The 21,212-nt window shown below is 67.2% G+C and carries 23 protein-coding genes; 10 read left to right on the forward strand and 13 right to left on the reverse strand.

Going from position 1 to position 21,212, the window contains the following annotated elements:
- Positions 1-27: 27 nt before the first annotated feature.
- Entirely contained in the window at positions 28-450 is a 423-nt protein-coding gene (locus U5798_RS09025) for a hypothetical protein (RefSeq protein ID WP_124450836.1), read from the forward strand.
- Positions 450-1,715 carry a hypothetical protein gene (locus U5798_RS09030; RefSeq protein WP_124451133.1) on the forward strand — a complete coding sequence of 422 codons (1,266 nt, stop codon included), beginning with the start codon at positions 450-452 and terminating at the stop codon, positions 1,713-1,715. The genes U5798_RS09025 and U5798_RS09030 overlap by 1 nt, the downstream gene beginning before the upstream one ends.
- 32 nt (positions 1,716-1,747) lie before the next feature.
- On the opposite strand, the gene U5798_RS09035 is transcribed toward U5798_RS09030, so the two are convergent.
- Positions 1,748-2,458 carry a YceH family protein gene (locus tag U5798_RS09035; protein ID WP_124450834.1) on the reverse strand — a complete coding sequence of 237 codons (711 nt, stop codon included), beginning with the start codon at positions 2,456-2,458 and terminating at the stop codon, positions 1,748-1,750.
- A gap of 383 nt (positions 2,459-2,841) precedes the next feature.
- Between U5798_RS09035 and U5798_RS09040 the strand changes: the two genes are divergently transcribed.
- Positions 2,842-3,606 carry an SDR family oxidoreductase gene (locus U5798_RS09040; RefSeq protein WP_322081841.1) on the forward strand — a complete coding sequence of 255 codons (765 nt, stop codon included), beginning with the start codon at positions 2,842-2,844 and terminating at the stop codon, positions 3,604-3,606.
- Positions 3,607-3,743: 137 nt separating this feature from the next.
- On the opposite strand, the gene U5798_RS09050 is transcribed toward U5798_RS09040, so the two are convergent.
- The gene (locus U5798_RS09050; RefSeq protein WP_124450830.1) at positions 3,744-4,526 is read right to left on the reverse strand and encodes an aldolase; all 783 of its coding nucleotides are present in this window, start codon (positions 4,524-4,526) and stop codon (positions 3,744-3,746) included.
- A 133-nt stretch (positions 4,527-4,659) separates the two neighbouring features.
- Here U5798_RS09050 and U5798_RS09055 point away from each other — a divergent pair, with 133 nt between their 5' ends.
- Together U5798_RS09055 and hutC are read left to right on the forward strand one after the other, a co-directional pair.
- Positions 4,660-5,202 (forward strand): XRE family transcriptional regulator, encoded by a 543-nt coding sequence (locus tag U5798_RS09055; RefSeq protein WP_322081842.1) that lies wholly within the window; start codon positions 4,660-4,662, stop codon positions 5,200-5,202.
- 30 nt (positions 5,203-5,232) lie between these two features.
- Positions 5,233-5,970: a histidine utilization repressor gene (hutC, locus tag U5798_RS09060; RefSeq protein WP_124450826.1), complete on the forward strand. Its 738-nt coding sequence runs from the start codon at positions 5,233-5,235 to the stop codon at positions 5,968-5,970.
- Positions 5,971-6,044: 74 nt separating this feature from the next.
- Here hutC and U5798_RS09065 read toward each other — a convergent pair whose 3' ends face one another.
- The 4 genes from U5798_RS09065 to U5798_RS09080 form a co-directional block, all read right to left on the reverse strand.
- Positions 6,045-6,893 carry a phytanoyl-CoA dioxygenase family protein gene (locus U5798_RS09065; RefSeq protein ID WP_322081843.1) on the reverse strand — a complete coding sequence of 283 codons (849 nt, stop codon included), beginning with the start codon at positions 6,891-6,893 and terminating at the stop codon, positions 6,045-6,047.
- A 47-nt stretch (positions 6,894-6,940) separates the two neighbouring features.
- Positions 6,941-7,744 (reverse strand): ABC transporter substrate-binding protein, encoded by an 804-nt coding sequence (locus tag U5798_RS09070; RefSeq protein WP_322081844.1) that lies wholly within the window; start codon positions 7,742-7,744, stop codon positions 6,941-6,943.
- Positions 7,745-8,169: 425 nt separating this feature from the next.
- Positions 8,170-8,568, reverse strand: a complete 399-nt coding sequence (locus U5798_RS09075; protein WP_124450820.1) for a PIN domain-containing protein — start codon at positions 8,566-8,568, stop codon at positions 8,170-8,172.
- Positions 8,565-8,810, reverse strand: a complete 246-nt coding sequence (locus U5798_RS09080) for an AbrB/MazE/SpoVT family DNA-binding domain-containing protein (protein ID WP_124450818.1) — start codon at positions 8,808-8,810, stop codon at positions 8,565-8,567. The genes U5798_RS09075 and U5798_RS09080 overlap by 4 nt, the downstream gene beginning before the upstream one ends.
- Positions 8,811-8,968: 158 nt before the next feature.
- Here U5798_RS09080 and U5798_RS09085 point away from each other — a divergent pair, with 158 nt between their 5' ends.
- Entirely contained in the window at positions 8,969-9,448 is a 480-nt protein-coding gene (locus tag U5798_RS09085; protein WP_124450816.1) for a helix-turn-helix domain-containing protein, read from the forward strand.
- Here the strand turns inward: U5798_RS09085 and U5798_RS09090 are convergent.
- Positions 9,427-9,750 carry an ankyrin repeat domain-containing protein gene (locus U5798_RS09090; RefSeq protein ID WP_415859492.1) on the reverse strand — a complete coding sequence of 108 codons (324 nt, stop codon included), beginning with the start codon at positions 9,748-9,750 and terminating at the stop codon, positions 9,427-9,429. The genes U5798_RS09085 and U5798_RS09090 overlap by 22 nt on opposite strands.
- Positions 9,751-9,903: 153 nt before the next feature.
- On the opposite strand from U5798_RS09090, the gene U5798_RS09095 reads away from it, so the two are divergent.
- Positions 9,904-10,767 carry a LysR family transcriptional regulator gene (locus U5798_RS09095; RefSeq protein ID WP_124450814.1) on the forward strand — a complete coding sequence of 288 codons (864 nt, stop codon included), beginning with the start codon at positions 9,904-9,906 and terminating at the stop codon, positions 10,765-10,767.
- Positions 10,768-10,840: 73 nt separating this feature from the next.
- Here the strand turns inward: U5798_RS09095 and U5798_RS09100 are convergent, their stop codons facing one another.
- The 3 genes from U5798_RS09100 to U5798_RS09110 all read right to left on the reverse strand — a co-directional run bounded on the left by U5798_RS09100 (position 10,841) and on the right by U5798_RS09110 (position 13,821).
- Complete coding sequence (locus tag U5798_RS09100; protein ID WP_322081846.1) at positions 10,841-11,314, reverse strand: nuclear transport factor 2 family protein; 474 nt, start codon at positions 11,312-11,314, stop codon at positions 10,841-10,843.
- 56 nt (positions 11,315-11,370) lie between these two features.
- Positions 11,371-12,555 carry an amidohydrolase family protein gene (locus U5798_RS09105; RefSeq protein ID WP_322081847.1) on the reverse strand — a complete coding sequence of 395 codons (1,185 nt, stop codon included), beginning with the start codon at positions 12,553-12,555 and terminating at the stop codon, positions 11,371-11,373.
- A gap of 66 nt (positions 12,556-12,621) precedes the next feature.
- Positions 12,622-13,821, reverse strand: coding sequence for an amidohydrolase family protein (locus tag U5798_RS09110; RefSeq protein ID WP_322081848.1), 1,200 nt, complete (start codon positions 13,819-13,821; stop codon positions 12,622-12,624).
- Positions 13,822-14,286: 465 nt separating this feature from the next.
- On the opposite strand from U5798_RS09110, the gene U5798_RS09115 reads away from it, so the two are divergent.
- A complete protein-coding gene (locus U5798_RS09115) occupies positions 14,287-14,922 on the forward strand; it encodes a glycine zipper 2TM domain-containing protein (protein ID WP_124450804.1) in 636 nt (211 codons plus the stop codon).
- A gap of 229 nt (positions 14,923-15,151) precedes the next feature.
- The gene (locus U5798_RS09120; protein WP_124450802.1) at positions 15,152-15,661 is read left to right on the forward strand and encodes a GNAT family N-acetyltransferase; all 510 of its coding nucleotides are present in this window, start codon (positions 15,152-15,154) and stop codon (positions 15,659-15,661) included.
- A 655-nt stretch (positions 15,662-16,316) separates the two neighbouring features.
- Here the strand turns inward: U5798_RS09120 and U5798_RS09125 are convergent.
- On the reverse strand, positions 16,317-16,895 hold the full coding sequence (locus U5798_RS09125; RefSeq protein WP_124450800.1) for a hypothetical protein: 579 nt from the start codon (positions 16,893-16,895) through the stop codon (positions 16,317-16,319).
- Positions 16,896-17,333: 438 nt separating this feature from the next.
- On the opposite strand from U5798_RS09125, the gene U5798_RS09130 reads away from it, so the two are divergent.
- Positions 17,334-18,692 carry an aspartate aminotransferase family protein gene (locus U5798_RS09130; protein WP_124450798.1) on the forward strand — a complete coding sequence of 453 codons (1,359 nt, stop codon included), beginning with the start codon at positions 17,334-17,336 and terminating at the stop codon, positions 18,690-18,692.
- A gap of 52 nt (positions 18,693-18,744) precedes the next feature.
- Here U5798_RS09130 and U5798_RS09135 read toward each other — a convergent pair whose 3' ends face one another.
- Together U5798_RS09135 and U5798_RS09140 are read right to left on the reverse strand one after the other, a co-directional pair.
- A complete protein-coding gene (locus U5798_RS09135; protein WP_124451130.1) occupies positions 18,745-19,929 on the reverse strand; it encodes a M20 aminoacylase family protein in 1,185 nt (394 codons plus the stop codon).
- A gap of 38 nt (positions 19,930-19,967) precedes the next feature.
- Positions 19,968-21,200 (reverse strand): diaminopropionate ammonia-lyase, encoded by a 1,233-nt coding sequence (locus U5798_RS09140; protein ID WP_124450796.1) that lies wholly within the window; start codon positions 21,198-21,200, stop codon positions 19,968-19,970.
- Positions 21,201-21,212 lie beyond the last annotated feature (12 nt).

Below are 21,212 nucleotides of genomic sequence, written 5' to 3' on the forward strand. Positions count from 1 at the left end.
TATCGCTCGTCATCGGTAACTATCCTCATGAAAAAACTCCTCGCCGCGCTGCTGCTATGCATCTCGTTGCCGGCACTCGCCACGGTTTCCACCGAAGTATTTTGCTTCAGGTCGGATGGCGACAAACCCGTGCGCTTCGAGATGCGTACCTACTACGACGATGTGGTCAAATGGTCGGGAGGCATGGTCCGGTACGCGAACGCGAAAACGGCGCTCCCTCTGGTGATCGAACATGAAGAGGACGAAGTGCTCGCGAAAGATCGCCCACACCAGTACACGACCACCTGGGTCGAACTGGTGGACGGCAGGATCAACGGGCGGTACGAAATGACGAGCCAGGGCGCGATGATCTATTCGATGACCTACACCTCCGCGCGCACCGGCAAGAAGACTTCGTTCGGCCGCGCACTGGATGTCGACGCGTCCGAGCAAACCGGGTGCCGCTGGTGATGCGCCCGTCGATCCGGATGGCTGTGGTACTGATCGCGCTGCACGCGGGCTTCGCCGATGGCGCGCCGCGCACGGTCTACGAAGGAACGTTGCAAGGTGCTGGCACCGTCGTGATGGAACTCGACACGCTGCCGGCCGCGGACGGCACGCTCTCTGGCCGCTATTTCTACGCACAGTTCGGCGTCGACATTCCACTGCACGGCAAACCCGCGCAACTGGTTGAGCCGCTCGCGCGTACGCAATTGCCGGACAATGCGCGCGACTCATCGACATTCCACGAGCACGCCGATTTCGATCATGTCGCTGCAGCCTGGCAGGGCACGCGGGACAAGGATGGTTATCGCGGCCGCTGGACCGATGCCCGCTCGGGCAAGGTGCGCACCTTCACGTTGCGCCGCGTGGCCGAATACGATCCGGATGCAATCGCGCCCAGCCCGGTCGAGGCGATTACCGCGGTCTCCGCGGGCGGGGTCGGCAGCGGCATCGCCCGCGGCGCGGCCATCGACATGAAGCATGCGCCATATGCCACGCTGAAGCTGGCCGGACACGCACGGCCGGCCGGTCGCGAAATCGGCGATGGCACGGTCGCGTACCGGATGTGGCGCGATTCGCGCACGGTGTTCGCGTATCCGCGGCTGAGCCGCCACCCCGATCCGGCCGTAATGGCACGCGTCAACCATCTGCTCGAACAGCGGCACTGGCGGATGAATCTCGCGGCGCTTGAATGCGCGTCGACACGCTTTACCGACGACGGGCCGGCCGCAGGAACACTCGGCGGCTACGACGACGAGCAAGTGACAGTCACGTGGCTGTCGAACGCGGCGCTGAGCATCGTGGAATCGGGCAGCACGTTCTGCGGCGGCGCGTATCCGGACAATCACTACGATCCGGTCACGTTCGACCTGCTGCGCGGCGCGTACCTCGACTGGAACCGCGTGATCGACACGACAACGGCCGACAAGGACGGCGAATCGGCAACAAGCCCCGCGCTAGTGAATTTCATCACGCGGCTGCGCGACGGGGCGGCCCCGCGCAACCAGGCGACCGACGGCGAAGGCAACTCGCTGTCGTGTGCCGACGTATTCCCTCAATATCTGGCGTTTGAACTCGATGCCCCCGGCAAGCTGTCGTTCGTCGTATCCGGGATCGTCCACGCGGCGGGCGCCTGTCTCGGGCCGCAGCTCGACGCGCCGTTTGCGACGCTCGCACCGATCCTGAAATCGGGTGGTGCGCGCTATCTCGTGCCGGGTGTGAAACTGAAGTAGCGCGGCGGTGCGCATGCACCGCCGTCATGGCATCAAGACGCTTCGCCCGGCGCGTCGGCGTCGATGCCAAGTTCGCTCGCCATCCGCTGAACCAGCGCACTCAGCCGTGCCACTTCGTCCGCGAGACGCTTCTGCTCGGCCTTCAGCGCCTCGAACTCGGAAGGCGGCACCGAATCCGCGCCGCCACCGGCCTCCGCGCTTGCGAAGTCGGCGATGTTCACTTCGCCGCACATCAGGTGCATCCAGCGGTTCTCGCGGGCCCCCGGCGCACGCGGCAGCCGGACGACGAGCGCCTGCGCGCGCGTCGCGAGCTCGTCGAGGAACGCCTCGACCGACGAGATATCCGCGAAGCCGTGCAGGCGTGCGCTGTTCAGGCGCAACTCGGCGGCCGTCTGCGGGCCGCGCAGCAGCAGGATCGTCAGCAGCGCGATCGCCTGGCTCGGGATGCCGAGCACGCGGTTCATGTTGTGCTCGAAACGCGGCACGCGGCTGCTGCTGCCCTCCATCACGAGGCTCAGGTGCTTCAGCCCGTCGAGCGCGGTCGTGACTTCGTCCTCGCTGACGTTCATCACCGGCGCGCGCGCGGTTTTCTGGTTGCAGCCCGCGGTCAGCGCATTCAGCGACAGCGGGTAAGTATCCGGCACCGTGTGCTGCTTCTCGACGAGCACCCCGAGAATGCGAGCCTCAAGGGGCGTGAGTTCGCGCAGGGCGCGTGGCGTGGGCATGTCCGGCGTGGTGTTCATGAGTAGCTTCGCAGCGTGCAGCAGGTGAAGGGAAACGGTCGCGGCCCGTCCGGCATCGCGCACGGGCGAGCCATATGATAGCTCGCGGCGGGTAGCCCGGCACCGCTCGCCGCGCCGGCGCGCGCACTTGCCGCAGCGGGCTTTCGTCCAACCTGTCGGCGCGCTCGATACCGCGCAGTGCCGCGCGGCGACGCGTACGCGCATACCCCGGCGTTTGCGCGATGCGCACGCTGGCGCTACGATGTGCGTTCACCCCGATATCCGTGGCGCCGCGCGCGACCGTCTTCACGCGCCGATGCCACGCATCGCCCGTCCTGAACGTGCTGCCGCCGCGCATGCACGCCGCCCGTCAACACCGTTCACCCCTTCACCGGTTCACCGTCATGACTGCATCCTCTTCCGCGCCGCACGTACGCGCCATCGTCACCGGACACACGCGCGGCCTCGGCGCGTCGCTCGCCGAACAACTGTTGCTGGAAGGCGTCGCCGTGCTCGGCGTGTCGCGCAGCCGTCATCCGTCGCTCGCGTCGCAAGCCGGCGACCGCTTCTCCGAAGTCGAGATCGATCTGTCCGACTCCGCGGCCGTCGCAACCTGGCTGGCCGGCGACACGCTGCGCCGCTTCGTCGACGGCGCGTCGCTCGTGCTGCTGTTCAACAACGCAGGCATCGTCGATCCGATCGGCACGCTCGCCACGCAAGACCCTGCGATCGTCGCGCGCGCGGTCGGCCTGAACGTCGCTGCGCCGCTGATGCTGTCGGCCGCGCTCGCGCAGGCGGCAACGGCCACGACCGAATGCCGGATCCTGCACGTGTCGAGCGGCGCAGCACGCAACGCATACGCGGGCTGGAGCATCTACTGCGCGACCAAGGCCGCGCTCGATCACCATGCACGCGCAGTCGCGCTCGACGCGAACGGCACGCTGCGGATCTGCAGCGTTGCGCCCGGTGTCGTCGACACGGGCATGCAGGCGACGATCCGCTCGACCAGCGAAGACAACTTCCCGATGCGCGAGAAGTTCGACGAGTTGAAGTCGAGCGGCGCGCTCGCGACGCCCGCGGCAGCCGCACGGCAACTGATCAGCTATGCGCTGAGCGACGCGTTCGGCACCGAGCCGACCGCCGACGTGCGGAACCTGCCGGCCCAGTAAGCCGCGGCGCGGCCCGTCACCCTTCGAGCCGCTTCGTCCAGCCTTCGACCAGCCGTTCCGTCCGGCGCTTGTCAGGCATCTTGTGCCAGCCGGGCGGCAGCAGCGGCACGGCGCACCGCGCGGGTCGACACGCGCGTTCAGGCGACGCAGTCCCGATGCGTACGCAGCGCACGGCGCGCGTAATAGTCGAACGTCACCGCATCACGCTTCGGCTTCGAGATCCAGTCGTGCGCTTCGCGCGCCAGCGCCGGCGGCACCGGCTTGATCTCCCCGGCCGACATCGCAAGCAGTTGCAGCTTCGCGGCGCGCTCGATCAGCAGCGCGAGGATGCACGCTTCCTCGATCGTCTTGCCGACCACGAGCTGGCCGTGATGCGACAGCAGGATCGCGCGCTTGCTGCCCAGCGCCTTCGAGATGATCTCGCCCTCCTCGTTGCCGACCGGCACGCCGGGCCAGTCCTTCAGGAACGCGCAATCGTCGTACAGCGGGCAGGTGTCCATGTGCGACACGACGAGCGGCTGCTCGAGCATCGACAGCGCCGCGACATGCGCCGGATGCGTATGGATGATGCAGTTCACATCCGGGCGCTCGCGATAGATCCACGTATGGAACCGGTTGGCCGGATTCGGAATGCCCTCGCCGTCGACCACGTCGAGATCCTCGTTGACGTGCAACAGGTTCGCGGCCGAAATCTCGTCGAACCCGAGCCCGAGCCGCTGCGTGTAATACGTGCCGGCATCGCCCGCGCGGCAGGTGATCTGCCCGGCCAGCCCCGAGTCGTGGCCGGCATCGAACAGGATCCGGCACGTGAGCGCGAGCTTCTGCCGCGCGGTCCAGCCGCTGTCGCCCACCTCGTTCTCGAGCCGCCGCTCCGCCAGCGCGACCAGCGCTTCCTTCGTCAAGTTCAGCGTTTCCGCCATGTTCGCCTCCTGAATGAATCGGGTCTGCCGCGCCGTCCGCGGCCGTTTTTCGGGATCACGTGACACACGATACACCCTAGGACACATTGTGTCATGCGTTACAATCGGTTTTTCGACGGACACTTGGCGCCCCATGACGATTCGCCTGAAGCTGCTCAGAAAACAGAAGGGCTGGACGCTCGATGTGCTGGCCGACGAGACGGGCCTCACCAAGAGCTACCTGTCGAAGGTCGAGCGCGGCCTGAGCGTGCCGTCGATCGCGGTCGCGCTGAAGCTGTCGAAGGCGCTGAACGTCGACGTCGAGCAGCTGTTCTCGGAAAGCCACAACCGCGAGCTGATCACGGTCACGCGCGCCGGCGAGCGCACGGCGATGGGCGCAGCGGCCGACCGCCACGCGCACCGCTTCGAAAGCATCGCGGCCGGCGTCGCGCCGAAGAGGATGCTGCCGTTCGTCGTGCAGCCGCCGCACGAATTCGTCGCGTCGACATTGCGCGAGCACGAGGGCGAGGAATTCCTGTTCGTGCACAAGGGGCGCGTCGAAATCGAATTTCCGAACGAGACGGTGCAACTCAAGACCGGCGATTCAGTCTATTTCAACGCACTCATCCCGCACCGCACGCGCAGCCTCGGCACCGCGCAGGCGGAGATCCTGGTCATCGTCAGTCACGACGACTAGCCTCGTCACTTCTTCGCGCAAGGACCCCCGATGGTCACCAAGGCCACCGCACCGTTCCAGCAGATCAAGACGCTCGTTCGCCAGAACGTCGAGTCCGGCGACTGGCGCCCCGGCGACCGCATTCCGTCGGAACTCGATCTCGCCGCGCAGTTCGGCGTCGCGCGCATGACGGTCAACCGCGCGCTGCGCGAGCTGACCGAGGAAGGCGTGCTGAAGCGCATCGCGGGCGTCGGCACCTTCGTCGCCGAGGTGAAGCCGCAGTCGAACCTGCTGATGATCGCGCATATCCGCGATGAAATCCGCGCACGCGGGCACGAATATCGCTGTCGCGTGCTGAGCCGGTCGAGCGAGCCCGCGTCGTTCGACGTCGCGGCCGCGTTCGGGCTGCCGGTCAATACACCGGTCTTTCACGTGGTGTGCGTGCACGAGGAGAACGGCCGCCCGATCCAGCTCGAGGACCGCTACGTGAACCCGGCCGCCGCGCCCGGCTTCATCGACCAGGATTTCCAGGCCGAGCCGCCCTCCGAATACCTGTTCAACAACGTGTCGCACTACGAACTGGAAATCGAGCACGTCGTCGACGCGTCGCTGCCGACCGTCGAGCAGGCGCGGCTGCTCGACATGCGCGCCGACGAGCCGTGCCTCACGCTCACGCGCCGCACCTGGACGGACGGGCTGCCGGTCACGTTCGTGCATTTCCTGCATCCGGGCAACCGCTACCGGCTCGGCTCGCGCTTCAAGCCGGGCGCGGGGCGTCACCCGACCTGACCTTTATCACCCGCTCAAAGCGCACGGCGGCCGTTTCGTGCTGAAACGGCCGCCGCGTTCGTGACCTGCGTGGTTCAGATCGCGCGAACCTGCCCCGCCGCACGCGACCATACGACCGGAAACAGCGGGTGGTCGAGCGGCGTGCCGTCGGCCAGTTGCTCCGCGAGGCCGGGGAATTCGGGCGACGTCTTCCAGCGGCGCGGCGCGTGGCGGATATCGTCGCCGACGAAGCGGATCGAGAACGCGCGCCGGCGGTTCTGCGTGCCGCCCGAGGCATGCAGCGTGAGCATCCGGAAGCAGACCATGTCGCCGGGTTCGAGCGCCCAGTGGCGAATCGGGAACGCCGCGCGGTCGGCTTCGATGTCGGGCAGGTCGGCCAGGCTGCCCTCCGGGAACCACTTCGCTTCCTTGTCCATGAACGTACGCGGCATCAGCCACGGCCCGCGATGCGAGCCCGCGACGAATTCCAGCGTCGATTCGAGCGGCACCGGGTCGACCGGAATCCACATGCTGACGTTGTCGTCGCCTTCGATGTTGTAGTACGGCTGGTCCTGGTGCCATGGCGTGCGCTGCCGCGTGCCGGGCTCCTTCACGAGCAGGTGGTCGTGATGCAGCCGCACGCTCTCTGTCCCCATCAGCGCGGCGGCGACCGACGGCGCCGGCGAGCGCACGATGAAATCGCGATACGCGTCGTTGTGCTGCCAGTTGCAGAAATCCTCGAAGAACCAGCCGGGATCGTCGGGCCGGCTCGCCACTTTCGCGCGCTCGCTCGGCTGCGCGAGATTCGCGTCGATGCCGGCCCGCAGCGCGGCCACTTCGTCGGGCGAAAAGATGCCCTTGATGCAGACCGCCCCTTCTTCGCGGAACGCGGCGATCAGTTCGGGCGTCACGGCTTGCGCGACGCGGTCCTGGATACTCGTCATGGTGTGCCTGTCGATGGAATGAGTCACGGAGTCACGGAATCACGGAGTCACGGTGCAGAAGTCAGCTGCTGCTTCGCGCCGTAGATGTCGAAGTCGAAGTATTTCGCGGCGATCTTCTGGTACGTGCCGTTCGCGCGGATCGCGACGATCGCGTCGTTCAGCCGCTTCTTCATGTCGGCGTCGCCCTTGCGCACGCCCATCGCGACGCCGTAGCCGGTGATCCGCACGTCGGTCACATCGGGGCCTGCGAACGCATAGCCTTTGCCGCGCGGGGTCTTCAGGAACGAGTAGCCGGCCTGCGTCTTGTCCTGGAAGGTTGCGTCGAGGCGGCCGTTGACGAGATCCTGGTACACCTGATCCTGGTTCTGGTACGAGACGATCGTCACGCCCTTGGTCGCCCATTCGGCCTTCGCGTAGGCCTCCTGCGTCGTGCCCTGGTCGATCCCGATGCGCTTGCCCGCGAGCGACGCGGCGGTCGGCAGCAGTTTCGAGCCGGCCGGCGCGACGAGCGCGCCCGGCGACGCATACAGCTTGTTCGAGAAGTCGATCTGCTTGAGCCGCTCGTCGGTGGCCGTCATCGCGGACATGATCACGTCGAACTTGCGCGCACGCAGCGCCGGAATCATCCCGTCGAAGCCCTGCTCGACCCACACGCATTTCGCATGCAGTTGCTCGCAGATCGCATTGCGCAGGTCGATGTCGAAGCCGGCGAGCGAGCCGTCGGGCTGTTTCGCCTCGAACGGCGGATACGTGGGGTCGATACCCCAGCGGATCGTCGACGTGTCCTGGGCGAACGACACGAGCGGCGCGAACGCCAGCGTGGAAACGAGGAGCTTTGCAGTGCGGTTCATGGCGTGTCCTTGAAAGTCTCGACGCGGCGGGCGACGCCGGCGTCCGGTGGAGGCGCCGCGCCGGGACGCCGGCACGGTACGCGAAAGACGGGGGACTTCGATGAAACTGCGATGCAGTCTAGACCGCTTAATTTTCGAGCGCAAGCAGGAGCGCACCGGGTGGCGTGAACCGAGGGTAAGGAGGTATCGGAGGGGTGGGACGGAGCTTGATCTATAGCACTACTGTGGGGGTTTTGGGGTGTTTACCCTGCACGAAGCACGCTCGCCAAAGAGGGCTTTTTTCGGATTTCCGTGGAGTGGCGATATTTGTACGGATGATCGGCGCGAAGGTGCGCCCAGCGCGATATCGACATTGCGACCTATACCGCATCGCGAATCGCTCCGCGCGGCCGTCCCATGTGGCGGCTTTTCGGCCAGGGCGATAACTACTTGATCAACCGCATCCCGGCGACCTTCGAGGCCGTCACGTCGAATGTAGCTGTGTACTCGCACTCGGCCGCAAACCCCGAGCGCTCGATCAGGCAGTCCGAGAAGTCCGCCTTCGCGGACGCCGCGAAAACACGAAGCGCCTTTCGCACCGTATCGGCGCCTTCAACCACGAGTTCCTTGGTGCCGATCATCGAGTCGATGATGTCCTTCATCTGCTCGCGCTCGACGCCGTAGCAGCGCCCGAGCACCCACACGACCTCGACCAGGGCCACCTGTGAAATATACCCCGGCCGCTCGGCCGACAGGGACTCCATCAGCGCCGTCGCCCTCTTCGATTGCACGACGTCATCCTGAGCGAAATAGCGAACCAGCACATTCGTATCCAGTCCGATCATCGCCCGGATGCTCCCTGCTCGGCGATGGCCCGATTCATGTCCTCGATCGACACAGGTTTCAGGGGCTTCTTCACGATGCCCTTGAGCGACGCAAGCGAGCGCGTGGCCGGAATGACTTCATACCGGCCGGTTGTCTCGTTGAAACTGAATTCGATCCGGTCGCCAGACTGCAAGCCAAGCTGATTGCGCACGTCCACGGGGATCGTGACCTGGCCCTTCGAAGTGATCGTTGCTGCCGTCATGATGGCACCTCCTTGATTCCTTACTTTAAGGTAAGGAGAATGATAAAGCAAGGGCGCCCCGCCGACGCAACTCGTTGCCGATGGCATGCGATAACCGACCCTGAAATGTAAGATATATCTTACACTCGAGAACCCTCGGCCATTGTTGGAAGGTCTTCATGCAACTTTATGAAATCGGTCAGGCCATCGCGAAACGGCGTGCCGAACTTGACCTCACACAGGCCCGACTGGCCAGGCTCGCCGGGCTGTCTCGCCTCACCGTCAACCAGCTCGAAACGGGTAAGCTCAACGATCTCGGCATCAACAAGCTGATTCCGTTGCTCGCATTGCTCGGCATCGACCTCGTGACCCGTGCGCGGCCCGCTCAAAGGGGCCTCCACAAAGCCGTCGTGAGTGCGAACGTCAGCTACAAAGGTGAATTGACCGAGCTGCGACTGGTCGACGCATTGGCCACCGGGCACATCCCGGCAGGATATGAATCGCAGTTCGCCGTCATGCTCGACGAGGTTCCGCTACCCGTCGTCGTGCAGGCAGCCGAGGAAGCTGCGCAACGCTCTGGCATCCCACTGCGGTCCATCTGGAAAAACCTTGCCGCATGGTCACAGGCGCTGCACCTCTACCGGAAAGTATGGGTCTGACCGCAGCGCCTTGCTGCCCCCGCTAAACCCCACCGCGCCACCGCCGCCACCAGCACCCGCTCGATCGCGCCGCACCCACGCTGCTGTGCATGCCGCAGCGGCGTCACACCGTTCGAATCGGGCAGATCGACGTTCGCGTGCCCGTCGACGAGCAACTTCACGATCCGCACATAACGCTCGCTGCCGTCGCCGAGCCTGATCGCCTCCAGCTGCGCGGTCCAGCCGAGCAGGTTCACGTGGTCGACGTTCACGCCCGCGTCGATCAGCGTGCGCGCCGTATCGACATGCCCACGCTCGCCGATGCGCGGTCAATACGATGCGTCAGACGCTTCAAAGCCGCTGCGAAAACGCCCCGCCCAGTCCGGCGAAACCGCGATTGTCCGCAGCCTCCGGTCATGTTAAAAGTCGTCGCACACATTTGAAAATGAAATGCTTGAATCCGCAAAAGTGCAGAAATGAATAGACCCCTGTTCGACCTCGACCTGTTGCGTGCACTCGTGATGGTCGCCGACTGCGGCAGCTTCACGACGGCCTCCGCGCGCCTGCATTCGACGCAGTCGACGGTCAGCCAGAAGGTGCGCCGGCTCGAGGAAATCGCCGGCCACCGCCTGCTCGACCGCGGCACGCGCGACGTCCGGCCGACCGACGCGGGCGTGACGGTGCTCAGCTATGCGCGGCGCATGCTCGCGCTGAACGACGAAATGCTGGAAGCGCTGTCGGGCGCGACGGTCGCGCTGACGATCCGGCTCGGCGTGCCCGACGATTTCGCAGCGGGCCGCACGACGCATGCGCTCGCCGCATTCAAGCGCGAGCATCCGCAGGTCAAGCTCGAAGTGACGTGCGGGCTGAGCCGCGACATCAGCGCCGCCTACGATCGCGGCGAACTCGATCTCGTCTTGATCAAGCAGCGGCGCGACAGCCGCGAGGCCGTCGCGCGCTGGCCCGAGAAACTGCGCTGGATCGACAGCGCGAAGCATCCGTCGATCGATCTCGACCCGGTGCCGATCGTCGTGTTTCCGCCGCGCGGGCTTTACCGCGACGACATGATCAAGGCGATCGAGGAGCGCGGCCGCCGCTGGCGGATCAGCTTCACGACGTCGAGCCTGAGCGGCATCCAGGCGGCCGTCGCGGACGGGCTCGGCATCAGCGTGCTGCCCGCGCGCGTGGTCACGGACGAGCACGTCGTGCTGACCGCGAAGCAGGGTTTCGCGCCGATCGAGCACATGGACATCGCGATCCTGCACCGGCCGACGGCCGACCCGATGGTCAGCGAGCTGACGAAGACGCTCGCGGCGATGCTGGAGCTCGAGCGTCAGTAGGCAAAAGCGAAGCGGGTTTCATTCGGCAGCACGGAACGGAGAACGGAACGAGGCGTGCTGCGCCCCGCGCGCATCAGAACATCGTGTTGCCGTTCGCGGCCTGCTCGGGCACCGGCTGGTTGACGTCCCAGTGCTCGACGATCTTGCCGTTCTCGAGCCTGAAGATGTCCATGATCGCGCTGCCGCGTGTGCCCGGTTCACGCACCGCGTGCACGTGCAGGATCACGTAGTCGCCGTCGACGAACGAGCGCTTGATCTCGCTGTGCGACTGCGGATATTTGTCGCGCAGAAACGCGACGAACTTGCGAAAGCCGTCGCGGCCGTCGGCCGCGTTCGGGTTGTGCTGCACGTAGCGATCGCCGACATACGCGAGCGCGGCGTCGGCGTCCTTCTCGTTCAGGCCTTTCTCGTAGAACGCCAGCACCGCGCGCCGGTTCGCTTCCTGCTGCGCGTCGGCCGGGCCGGCCGCCACCGCATGCGCGGCCGTCACGGCGAACAGGGCCGCCGCCATCCATCGTGCGGCCCGTGCCGCTGTCGTGCGTCGCATCGTCGTTTCCCCGGAAATCCGGCTGAAAACCGGATCATACCGGGGCGACGCCGCGCTCAGACCAGTGCGCCGTTGCGCGCGACGATCTTCCCCGACGACACGACGAGACGCCGCGCCGGCCGCGCGACGACGGCTTCGGCGAAGGTCAGCGCATCGACGAGCACGACGTCCGCGCGGCTGCCCGGCTCCAGCCCGTAAGCCGCGAAACCGCAACCGCGCGCCGCGCTGTGGGTCACGCAGTCGAGCGCGACTTCGAGCGCATCGTCGCGGCGGAAGTCGTTGCGCATGCCGATCAGCATCGCGCGTTCGAGCATGTCGGGCGAGCCGTACGGCGTCCACGTATCGCGCACGCCGTCGTTGCCGCCGATCACGGTCACGCCGGCCGCGCGGCATGCTGCCACCGGCGGCACCGGCACCGCCGCCGGCGCGGTCGTGACGATCGCCACGCCGAGTTCGGCCATCTGCGCGAGCAGCGCGTCGCGCTCGCGTTCGGCGATATCGCCGAGACAGAAGCCGTGGCTGATCGTGACCTTCCCCTGCATGCCGAGCGCGGCCGTGCGCTGCAGGATCAGGTCGAGCGAGTACGCGCCCATCGACGCGCGCTCGTGCAGGTGGATGTCGAGCCCGCGGCCGTGGCGCTCGGCGATCGCGAACAGCACGTCCACCGCCTTGACCGGATCGCCTTCGATCGCGCACGGGTCGAGCCCGCCGAGCAGGTCGGCTCCCGCGCCGAGCGCGTCGGACAGCAGCGCATCGGTGCCCGGCCGCTTGAGCACGCCCGATTGCGGAAAAGCGACGATCTGGATTTCGACCTGCCCGCGCAGCGTCTCGCGCGTCGCGAGCACGCCGTGCAGATGGCGCAGCCCGGCTTCGGTATCGACGTCGACGTGCGTGCGGATGCGCGTCGTGCCGGCCGCGAGGAATGCGCGTGCGAGCGCGAGCGATGCGGCGCCCGCGTCGTGGCCGCTGGTCGCGCGATAGTGACGCTCGTTCTCGATGCGGTCGACGAGGCGCGGCCCGACCTGGTTGCGATACCACGGCATCCCCCAGTGCGTCTTGTCGAGGTGCGTGTGGCCTTCGACGAGGCCAGGCAGTGCAAGCGCGCCCGCGCCGTCCTCGATCGCGCAGCCGGCGGGCGCGTCGAGCGACGGGCCGACACGCGCGATGCGGTCGCCTTCGATCAGGAGGTCGAGCGCAGTATCGGCGCTCGTGCGGACGTTGCGGATCAGCAGGTTCGTCATGTCGGTTCCGATGGGGACGGTCAGTGCGAAGCGCGCACGGCGCATGCCGCGCCGCCGGTCGGTGGATCAGCGCGTGAAGCGCAGCGACGGCGCGAACGGCGCACCCGTATCGCTTTCGCCGCGACGGAATACCCAGCGCTCGGCCGGCACGCCCGCGACGGCAGCCGCCGCGTTCGGCGCACGCACCGCGACGAAGCTCGCGTCGCAGCCGACCGCGATGCCGTAGCGTTCCTTGCCGATCGCGCGTGCGCCGGCATGCGTCACCATGTCGAGGGCGATGGCGAGCGCTTCGTCGGTGTAGAAGCCCGACCGGTAGCCGACCATCATCGCGCGCTGCAGCATGTCGCCGTTGCCGTACGGCCACCACGCGTCGCGAATGTTGTCGTTGCCCGCGAACACGTGCACGCCCGCGTCGCGCAGTTGCCGTACCGGCGGGAACGCGCAATCGCCCGGCGCATTCGTCAGGATCGACACGCCGGCTTCGGCGAGTGCCGCCGCGGTGCGCTGCACGTCGTCATCGCTCACCTGGCCGAGCGCATACGCATGGCTCACGTTCACACGGCCGCCGAGCCCGGCCGCACGCGTGCGCGCCGCGATCCGCAGCAATTGCGCGATGCCGGTTTCGCCCGGCTCGTGCAGGTGGATGTCGATCTTCGCGCCGCGCTTCTCGGCGATGCCGAACACGATGTCGAGCTGGCCGTCCGCATCGCCGTCCAGCGTCGTCGGGTCGATCCCGCCGACCACGTCCGCGCCTTCGCGCACGGCTGCATCGAGAATCTCGGCGGTGCCCGGGCACGTCACGACGCCGGCCTGCGGAAACGCGACCAGTTCGATGTCGACGATCCCGCGCCATTGTTCGCGCGCGGCCATCACGGCCTGCAGGTTCGACAAATCCGTCGTCGCATCGACGTCGACGTGGCTGCGCATCGCGATCGTGCCGAACGCGGCGGCCTGCGCGATCAGCGCGTTCGCACGCTCGACGATCGGCGGCGCGGCGGCGAGCTGGCGCTTCTCGACCGCGAGCCGCTCGCGCAGCGAGCCGGCCGATTCGTGCGGCACCCAGCGATCGCCGACGAAGCTCTTGTCGAGGTGGATGTGGCCGTCGACGAAACCGGGCAGCACGACGCGGCCGCCAAGGTCGATCGTCTGCGCGCCGGGCGCGGCTGCGCAATCGGCGCCGATCGCGGCGAAGCGGCCGTCACGGACGACGAGGTTGACGGGCTGGCCGCCGGCATCGACGGCGTTGATGAAGAGTCGTTCAGTCATGGCTTGGCATGTAGGGCAGTCGCTGCGCGATGCCGGCGCGGACAGGGGAAGGAACCGCAGCCGGCGCGGCGCGAACGTTGGCAGGGAATCCGGCCACGATATCGGACGCTGCCGCCCGAGGCCAATTAAATGTCGCGATGCCGCGCATTCGATTTCGCGATGCGCGGCGCACATGCCCGCCGGGCCTGGCGCGACGACGGGGCTCGATCGCCGGGGAGAGGACGGCGATGCCGCCTGAAACACGTGGGCCGCGTCACCGTCACACGGCTGGCCGGCAACCGCCGCGCGCCCTTGCCGGGCATGGCTGGAACGGCCCGTCCGCGCGGCGATTTACGCGGCAACAGACTTTACACGTTGTTACCCGGCCGCACCGGACGCGCATCCGGCCATTCCTTATACTCACGCCGAGTTCGCCACCCTTGACGGGAATCCATCGGCGGACACGTTGCCGATGCAGGAAATACCATGATGCGCATGCCTTCCACGAAGACCGTTCTGTTCGCCTCGCTCGTCGCCGTGGCGGCGCTTCCGCTGACCGCCTGTGTCGCGCCCGGCTACTACGGCGCGCAGCCGGGCTATCCGCAGCAGCAGCAATACGCGACGCCCGCGTATTCGCAACCGGGCTACGTGCAGCAGCAGCCCGCATACCCGAACCAGGCGCCGCAGCCGTACGATCAATACGGCAACCAGCCGCAGTACGGATCGCAACCGTATGACCAGTACGGCAATCAGCAACAGCAATACGCGACCCCGTACGGCACGCAGTACGGCACCGTGTCGAACATCCAGCCGGTCAACGGCTCGGTCGGCCCGTCGGGCGTGGCCGGCACCGTCGTCGGTGCGCTGGTCGGCGGCCTGGTGGGCAACCAGTTCGGCCGCGGCCATGGCCGCGATGCCGCAACCGTGATCGGCGCGCTCGGCGGTGCGGTCGCGGGCAACCAGATCGGCCAGCAGATGGGCGCCGCGCAAGGCCCGAGCAGCTACCGGATCGACGTGCAGGTCAGCGACGGCTCGATGCGCTCGTTCGACGTGCAGTCGCCGGGCAACCTGCGTCCGGGCGACCGCGTGCAGATCAACGGCAATCAGCTGTCGCGGTATTGATCGATGCCCGTTGCGTGCGCGTGACCTGATCGCGCGCACGTTGCACGTTCGACGTCGTGCACGGATTCGCCACGACGTCGCGCGCTTCACGTCATCCCTTCCTTGAAGCCGGCGCCACGCGCCGAACGCGACCACGCGTGATCCGGATTCCGATTAGGATAGGCGCGATGCATCGCGCGGCCGCAGCGGCGCGCGCCGGCATGCACGACCTTCAACCGGAATCCAGCCGATGACGATCACGACCCGCCTGCTCGATGCGGCCGACGCCGCCCGTTTCCAGACCGTTCGCCTGCGTGCGGTCGACACCGCCCCCACGTCCTTCCTGCCGACGCTCGACGAGGAATCCCAGGTGCCGGTCGACGAATTCGCAACGCGCATCACGCCGACCCACGAGCGCGCGGTGTTCGGCGCGTTCGACGGCGACACGCTCGTCGGCATCACCGGCGTGCGCCGCGATGCACGCGTGAAGATCGCGCACAAGGCGACGATCTGGGGCGTGTTCGTCGATCCCGCGTATCGCGGGCGAGGCATCGCGCAGGCGCTGCTCGAAAGCGCGACCGGGCATGCCGCGCAAGCGTGGGCCTGCAAGCAGCTGATGCTGTGCGTAAACGCAGCGAACGGCACCGCGGAGCGCCTGTATGCGTCGCAGGGATTCGTGCGGTTCGGCACGGAGCCGCGCTCGCTGTTCGTCGACGGCAAGTTCTACGACGAGCACCACATGGTGAAGACGCTCGCGTAACGCGTTCACGTTCGCTCGCTTTTGCTTTTGCCTGTGCCGTCGCGTTCGCGTGCATCGAGCGGCCACCCCGCACGCGAACACCCTTCCTCCCGCACCTCATTGCTTCACCGCTTGTCGGTGATCGTCGTGTTGACCACCTGCCCGGCGACGTGATCGGCAGCGTGCCGTTGCAGTCGAACGCAATGGGCCCCTGCGCGACGATCGCCTGGACACACGACGCGGTCACGCCGTTCAGCCTCGCGTTGCTCGCCTTCACGACCTGGTTCATCACGGTCTGCACGATGGGTGGGCGTGGGCGCACCGCATCATGCGCCGGTCCGACCGATGAAGGCACGGCGCGACACCCGCTTCGACGAGAGCGACAGGACGGACTTAGACGAACGGCGGCGGTAGGCATTCCTTCAGCGTAGGGATATCGATGCGCCGGGACGGCGGATTGTTATTCATACGTCGTCGTACTACATCGCTCAGTCTGGACGCAATTCAAACAGGGCAGGTATTTGCCGGCCAACCCATTTTTTACTGACTCAATGCCGCGAATGTGTGCGCACACTCACATTTGAAAAACGCATCTCTAGAGATGTGTTGTCGTATGTTTATGCGCAAAAACTTCAACTAGAAATCCCCGGCGGAAGCTCTCCGCCGGGGCGACTTCCTACTCGCCAGCCGACGCGACGGCCCCCGTCGCCGGCTCGCGCCCTGCTGAAGCAGCCGCCTCGAACACCAGCACGAGGTCGCCGCGATAGTGCCGGTTCGGCGACACCGCGTCACCGGCGGCCGGCGCTTGCGCGCTGATCTTCACGTTGCGGGTTTCGTCGTAGCCGTCGAATCCGTCGTGTCCGCGGCTCACCAGCGTGAGCGGGCAAGCGGCACCGGGCACGATATCCGCCGTGCCCGCGCCCGCCATCATCAGCACGACCTTCGCGTTGACCATGTCGTCGCGGCCGTTCGACAGCCGCAGCGGCTGCAGCACCGTGACGTTGATATCGGGATTCGTCGTGCGCATGCGGATCGGCAGCGTCGCCGCGAACGTCTGCTGCGCGCCGTCCATCGCATTCAGCTCGACCACGTCGTACGCGGTGTCGTTCGGCTTCGATGCGAACAAGCTGTCACCGATATGCGCGGTCAGCGTGATTGTCTTGACGACAGCTTGCGGCGACGTCGGGCCGGCGTGCGCGATGCCGGCCAATGCACCGCAGGCGACGAGCGTGGCGAGATGGGTTCGGATTTTCATTGTGCGGCCCCGCATTCTGGAGAGTTGGATTCGGGCGCCCGAACGCGTCCCATTGCAGGCGATTCCGGTATTCCACTATCCCGAAATTAGCCCGCAATATCCCCGTCGATTTCGCTGCGCCCTGCCGCATGCGCGCACGATCGAGTCAGCCGGATTCGATCGCAACCACGTACCGGATTCGCGCGCAGGCCAATACCGGCCTGCTCGCGCGAACCCGTCGCGCCACGGCATGCAACAACGATAGGTCGCGAAAGATCCGTTAGACATCCATGGAAACCTTCACGGTTCATTGCGGTTTCCATTCACCAGTGCCATCTTGAAATCAAATAGGACATGCCCGGAAAATCCCTCGCCGACGTGCCTCGGTAATTCCGCCCCTGTTCAGCCGCCTGCCGCCCGCGCTATCGTTTCTCCTTCTTCACAGCCCAGGAGCTGCCTTTGCCTTCCCGCCACGGAGTCGACCTCATCCGCGCCCGCGCGCTGTTCGATCGCGAGCGCCAAGCGTTCACCGAAGCCATGCCGGTCTCCCGCGCGCTGTCCGCGGAAGCGTCCGAGCACCTGCTGTTCGGCGTGCCGTTGCACTGGATGCAGGACTGGTCGACACCGTTCTCGCTGTACGTGAAGGAGGCGCGCGGCGCGACGTTCACCGACGTCGACGGCCACCGCTACGTCGACTTCTGCCTCGGCGATACCGGCGCGATGTTCGGCCATGCGCCGGAACCGGTCGCCCGCGCGCTCGTCGAGCAGGCCACGCGCGGCTACACGACGATGCTGCCGAGCGAGGACGCCGCATGGGTATCGCGCGAACTCGCACGCCGCTTCAGGCTGCCGGTCTGGCAATTCGCATTGAGCGCCAGCGACGCGAACCGCTTCGTGCTGCGCTGGGCGCGCGCGGCCACCGGCCGCAATACGATCGTCGTGTTCAACGGCTGCTATCACGGCACGGTCGACGACGTGTTCGTCGATCTCGTCGACTGCCGCCCGGTGCAGCGCGACAGCCTGCTCGGGCAGTCCTACGACCTGCTCGCGAACACGCGCGTCGTCGAATTCAACGACCTGGCCGCACTCGAAGCCGCGCTGAAACATGGCGATGTCGCGTGCGTGCTCGCCGAGCCCGCGATGACGAACATCGGGATGGTGCTGCCCGACCCGGGCTTCTGGGAGGCCGCTCGCGAACTGACGCGCCGCCACGGCACGCTGCTCGTGATCGACGAGACGCACACGATCAGCAGCGGCCCCGGCGGCTACGCGGTCGCGCACGATCTCGAACCGGACATGCTGGTGGTCGGCAAGCCGATCGCGGGCGGCGTGCCGTGCGCGGTGTACGGTTTCAGCGCCGAATTCGCCGAACGCGCGAAGCAGGCGAAGCTGAACGCACCGCCCGGCCATTCGGGCATCGGCACGACGCTCACCGCGAACATGCTCGCGATGCATGCGATGCGCGCGACGCTGGCCGACGTCGCGACCGACGCCGCGTATGCGCACATGTTCGAACTCGCCGCGCGGCTGGCGACGGGGCTCGAACAGGCGATCGCGAAACACGGGCTGCCGTGGTGCGTGACGCGCATCGGCGCGCGCACCGAATTCCAGTTCGCGCCCGTGCCGCCGCGCAACGGCACGCTGGCCGGCGCGCAACTCGACAGCGAACTCGAACACATCGTGCACCTGTACCTGTTGAATCGCGGCGTGCTGATCACGCCGTTCCACAACATGATGCTCGTGTGTCCGCAGACGACGGCCGACGATGTCGACCGGCTCGTCGCGCAGTTCGACGCGTGCCTCGGCGAACTGGTGTGAGGGGCTGACGCACGGTACGGCGCGCGCCGTACCGCCTCGCCCGTTGGTTCCGTTAGTCCGCCTTCAACGCGCGCCGCGCCACTTCCGCGAAATACCGCGCGCCGACCGGCAAGATCGCGTCGTTGAAATCGTACGTCGCGTTGTGCAGCGGCACGCCGCCCTGCCCGGCCGCTTCGCCGTTGCCGATGAACACGAAATTGCCCGGCACCGCCTGCAGGAACGCGCCGAAATCCTCCGAGATCATCATCGGCTGCACGTCGGCGTTCACCGCGTCGGCGCCGGCAATCTGCGCGGCGGCCTGCACAGCCGTGTCGACCCATTCCGGCGAATTCACCGTCGGCGCGAACTCGTGCGTGTACTCGAACGTGCAGGTCGCGCCGTGCGTGCGGCAGATCCCTTCGCTGATCTCGCGCATCCGCGTTTCCAGCAACGCCTGCACATCGCGCGAATAGCTGCGCGTGTCGCCCTTGATCGTCACGGTCGACGGCAGCACGTTGCGCAGCCCGTCGGTGATGAATTCCGTGCACGAGATCACGGACTGCTGGCCCGGGTCGAGATTGCGCGACACGATCGTCTGCAGCGCGAGCACGATCTGCGAGCCGATCACGATCGGATCGATGCCCATGTGCGGCCGCGCGGCATGCGTGCCGCGCCCATTGATCCGGATTACGAAATTGTCCTCGCTCGCCATGATGCCGCCCGCGCGCGTCGAGAACGTGCCTGCACGCATGCCCGGCATGTTGTGCGCGCCGAAGATCGCATCGACCGGAAAGCGCTCGAACAAACCGTCGGCCATCATCGCCTTCGCGCCGCGGCCATGCTCTTCCGCCGGCTGGAAAATGAAGCGCACCGTGCCGTCGAAATCCTTGCGCTCGGCCAGCAGCTGCGCGGCGCCGAGCACCATCGACATGTGGCCGTCGTGCCCGCACGCATGCATCTTGCCCGGCGTGCGCGATGCATGTTCGCGGCCCGGCGCGTGCTCGGCGATGTTCAGCGCGTCCATGTCCGCACGGATGCCGATCGCGCGCGCGCCGGTGCCGGCCGTCAGGTTCGCGACGAGCCCCGTGCCGCCGATCCCGCGATGCACGTCGAGCCCGAGCGTCGTCAGGATGCGCGCGACGTAGTCCGACGTGTTCACTTCTTCGAAACCCGTCTCGGGATACTGGTGCAGATGGCGGCGCCAGGTCTTCAGTCGCCCCTGGAGCGTGCTTTCTTCGCTTGCGTCGGTTGGGTCCATTGGGTCCATTGCATTCGCCTCGTCGGTCGTCATGTCGTTCAGGCAGCCACCGCCGCGCGGCTCAGCCAGTCGCGCTGCCGTGCGAGCACCGCGTCGGCCGTCTCGCCGACGCAGTTCCGGTACACGGACGGCGCCGTCGCGCCTTCCGTATTGATCGCCAGCACGCGCGCGTTCGCGTCGAGCCCGACCTGCCGCGCGAGCGCCGGGTCGCGCATCAGCACCGCCAGCCCCGCGACGCCGGCCGCGCCCGATTCGCCGGCGACGAGCGGCACGTCGCGCTCGCTGCCGGCCGCGAGGCCGCGCATCGCGTGCACCGCGTCTTCGTCGTCGATCAGCATGAAGTGGTCGATGCACATCTCGAGGAAATCCCACGCGAGCGGCGACGCCTCGCCGCACGCGAGCCCGGCCATCACCGAATCGACGCTGCCGGTCGCCCTCGTCGCGCGCCCCGCCAGCGCGCTCTGGTACAGGCAATCGGCCTGGCGCGGCTCGACGACGACGAAGCGCGGCCGCTGCACGCCGTCGCGCTCCCAGAGATAGCTCGCGACGCCCGCGGCGAGGCCGCCCACGCCGCCCTGCAGGAACACGTGCGTGAACGGCCGCCCGTCCTCCTCTGCCGCCTGCGCGGCCGCTTCGGCGGCGATCACGCCATAGCCCTGCATCACATCGCGCGGAATCGCTTCGTAGCCGTCGTACGACGTATCCGACACGACGTACCAGCCGTTCGCCTGCGCGAGCTGCGCGGCGCAGACGACCGACTCGTCGTAGTTCCCCGCGATACGCACGATCCGCGCGCCGTACGCCGAGATCGCGCGTTCGCGCTCGGCGTCGACGTTCGCGTGCAGCACGATCACACACCCGCAGCCGATCGCGCGCGCGGCGGCGGCCAGCGCGCGGCCGTGGTTGCCGTCGGTCGCGCTGATCACCGTCAGGTCGGCCAGCGCCGACGCATAGGCGCCGGTGACGAGCCCTTGCGGATCGAGATCCTGCGTGCGGCGCAGCCGCTTCACGAGCCGCACCAGCGCGATCGGCGCGCCGAGCGCCTTGAAGCTGCCGAGCGGCGAGCGGCACGACTCGTCCTTCACGCTGACGCTCGCGACGCCGAGCCGCGCGGCGAGGTCGGGCAGCGTGCGCAGCGGCGTGCGCGCGTGGCCGACGAGCGGCCAGTGCGCCAGCCACGCGCCGCTTTCGTCGGCCGAGGCGATGTTCATCACGCGGCGCAGCGCGTTCGGGTAGGCGGTGCGCGACGCGCGCGGGTTGGCAATCAGCATGGCGGAAGGTTC

The organism is Burkholderia sp. BCC1972, from assembly GCF_905339605.1.
In the GTDB taxonomy this organism is placed as follows: Bacteria; Pseudomonadota; Gammaproteobacteria; order Burkholderiales; family Burkholderiaceae; genus Burkholderia.

Coding starts and splice junctions, on each gene's coding strand:
- U5798_RS09070 (WP_322081844.1), bottom strand. CDS start 7,744: ATGAACCGCACTGCAAAGCTCCTCGTTTCCACGCTGGCGTTCGCGCCG.
- U5798_RS09050 (WP_124450830.1), bottom strand. CDS start 4,526: ATGGCGGAAACGCTGAACTTGACGAAGGAAGCGCTGGTCGCGCTGGCG.
- U5798_RS09100 (WP_322081846.1), bottom strand. CDS start 11,314: ATGCGACGCACGACAGCGGCACGGGCCGCACGATGGATGGCGGCGGCC.
- U5798_RS09035 (WP_124450834.1), bottom strand. CDS start 2,458: ATGAACACCACGCCGGACATGCCCACGCCACGCGCCCTGCGCGAACTC.
- U5798_RS09025 (WP_124450836.1), top strand. CDS start 28: ATGAAAAAACTCCTCGCCGCGCTGCTGCTATGCATCTCGTTGCCGGCA.
- U5798_RS09120 (WP_124450802.1), top strand. CDS start 15,152: ATGACGATCACGACCCGCCTGCTCGATGCGGCCGACGCCGCCCGTTTC.
- U5798_RS09030 (WP_124451133.1), top strand. CDS start 450: ATGCGCCCGTCGATCCGGATGGCTGTGGTACTGATCGCGCTGCACGCG.
- U5798_RS09040 (WP_322081841.1), top strand. CDS start 2,842: ATGACTGCATCCTCTTCCGCGCCGCACGTACGCGCCATCGTCACCGGA.
- U5798_RS09065 (WP_322081843.1), bottom strand. CDS start 6,893: ATGACGAGTATCCAGGACCGCGTCGCGCAAGCCGTGACGCCCGAACTG.
- U5798_RS09080 (WP_124450818.1), bottom strand. CDS start 8,810: ATGACGGCAGCAACGATCACTTCGAAGGGCCAGGTCACGATCCCCGTG.
- U5798_RS09110 (WP_322081848.1), bottom strand. CDS start 13,821: ATGACTGAACGACTCTTCATCAACGCCGTCGATGCCGGCGGCCAGCCC.
- U5798_RS09095 (WP_124450814.1), top strand. CDS start 9,904: ATGAATAGACCCCTGTTCGACCTCGACCTGTTGCGTGCACTCGTGATG.
- hutC (WP_124450826.1), top strand. CDS start 5,233: ATGGTCACCAAGGCCACCGCACCGTTCCAGCAGATCAAGACGCTCGTT.
- U5798_RS09085 (WP_124450816.1), top strand. CDS start 8,969: ATGCAACTTTATGAAATCGGTCAGGCCATCGCGAAACGGCGTGCCGAA.
- U5798_RS09140 (WP_124450796.1), bottom strand. CDS start 21,200: ATGCTGATTGCCAACCCGCGCGCGTCGCGCACCGCCTACCCGAACGCG.
- U5798_RS09135 (WP_124451130.1), bottom strand. CDS start 19,929: ATGGACCCAACCGACGCAAGCGAAGAAAGCACGCTCCAGGGGCGACTG.
- U5798_RS09115 (WP_124450804.1), top strand. CDS start 14,287: ATGATGCGCATGCCTTCCACGAAGACCGTTCTGTTCGCCTCGCTCGTC.
- U5798_RS09125 (WP_124450800.1), bottom strand. CDS start 16,895: ATGAAAATCCGAACCCATCTCGCCACGCTCGTCGCCTGCGGTGCATTG.
- U5798_RS09055 (WP_322081842.1), top strand. CDS start 4,660: ATGACGATTCGCCTGAAGCTGCTCAGAAAACAGAAGGGCTGGACGCTC.
- U5798_RS09075 (WP_124450820.1), bottom strand. CDS start 8,568: ATGATCGGACTGGATACGAATGTGCTGGTTCGCTATTTCGCTCAGGAT.
- U5798_RS09105 (WP_322081847.1), bottom strand. CDS start 12,555: ATGACGAACCTGCTGATCCGCAACGTCCGCACGAGCGCCGATACTGCG.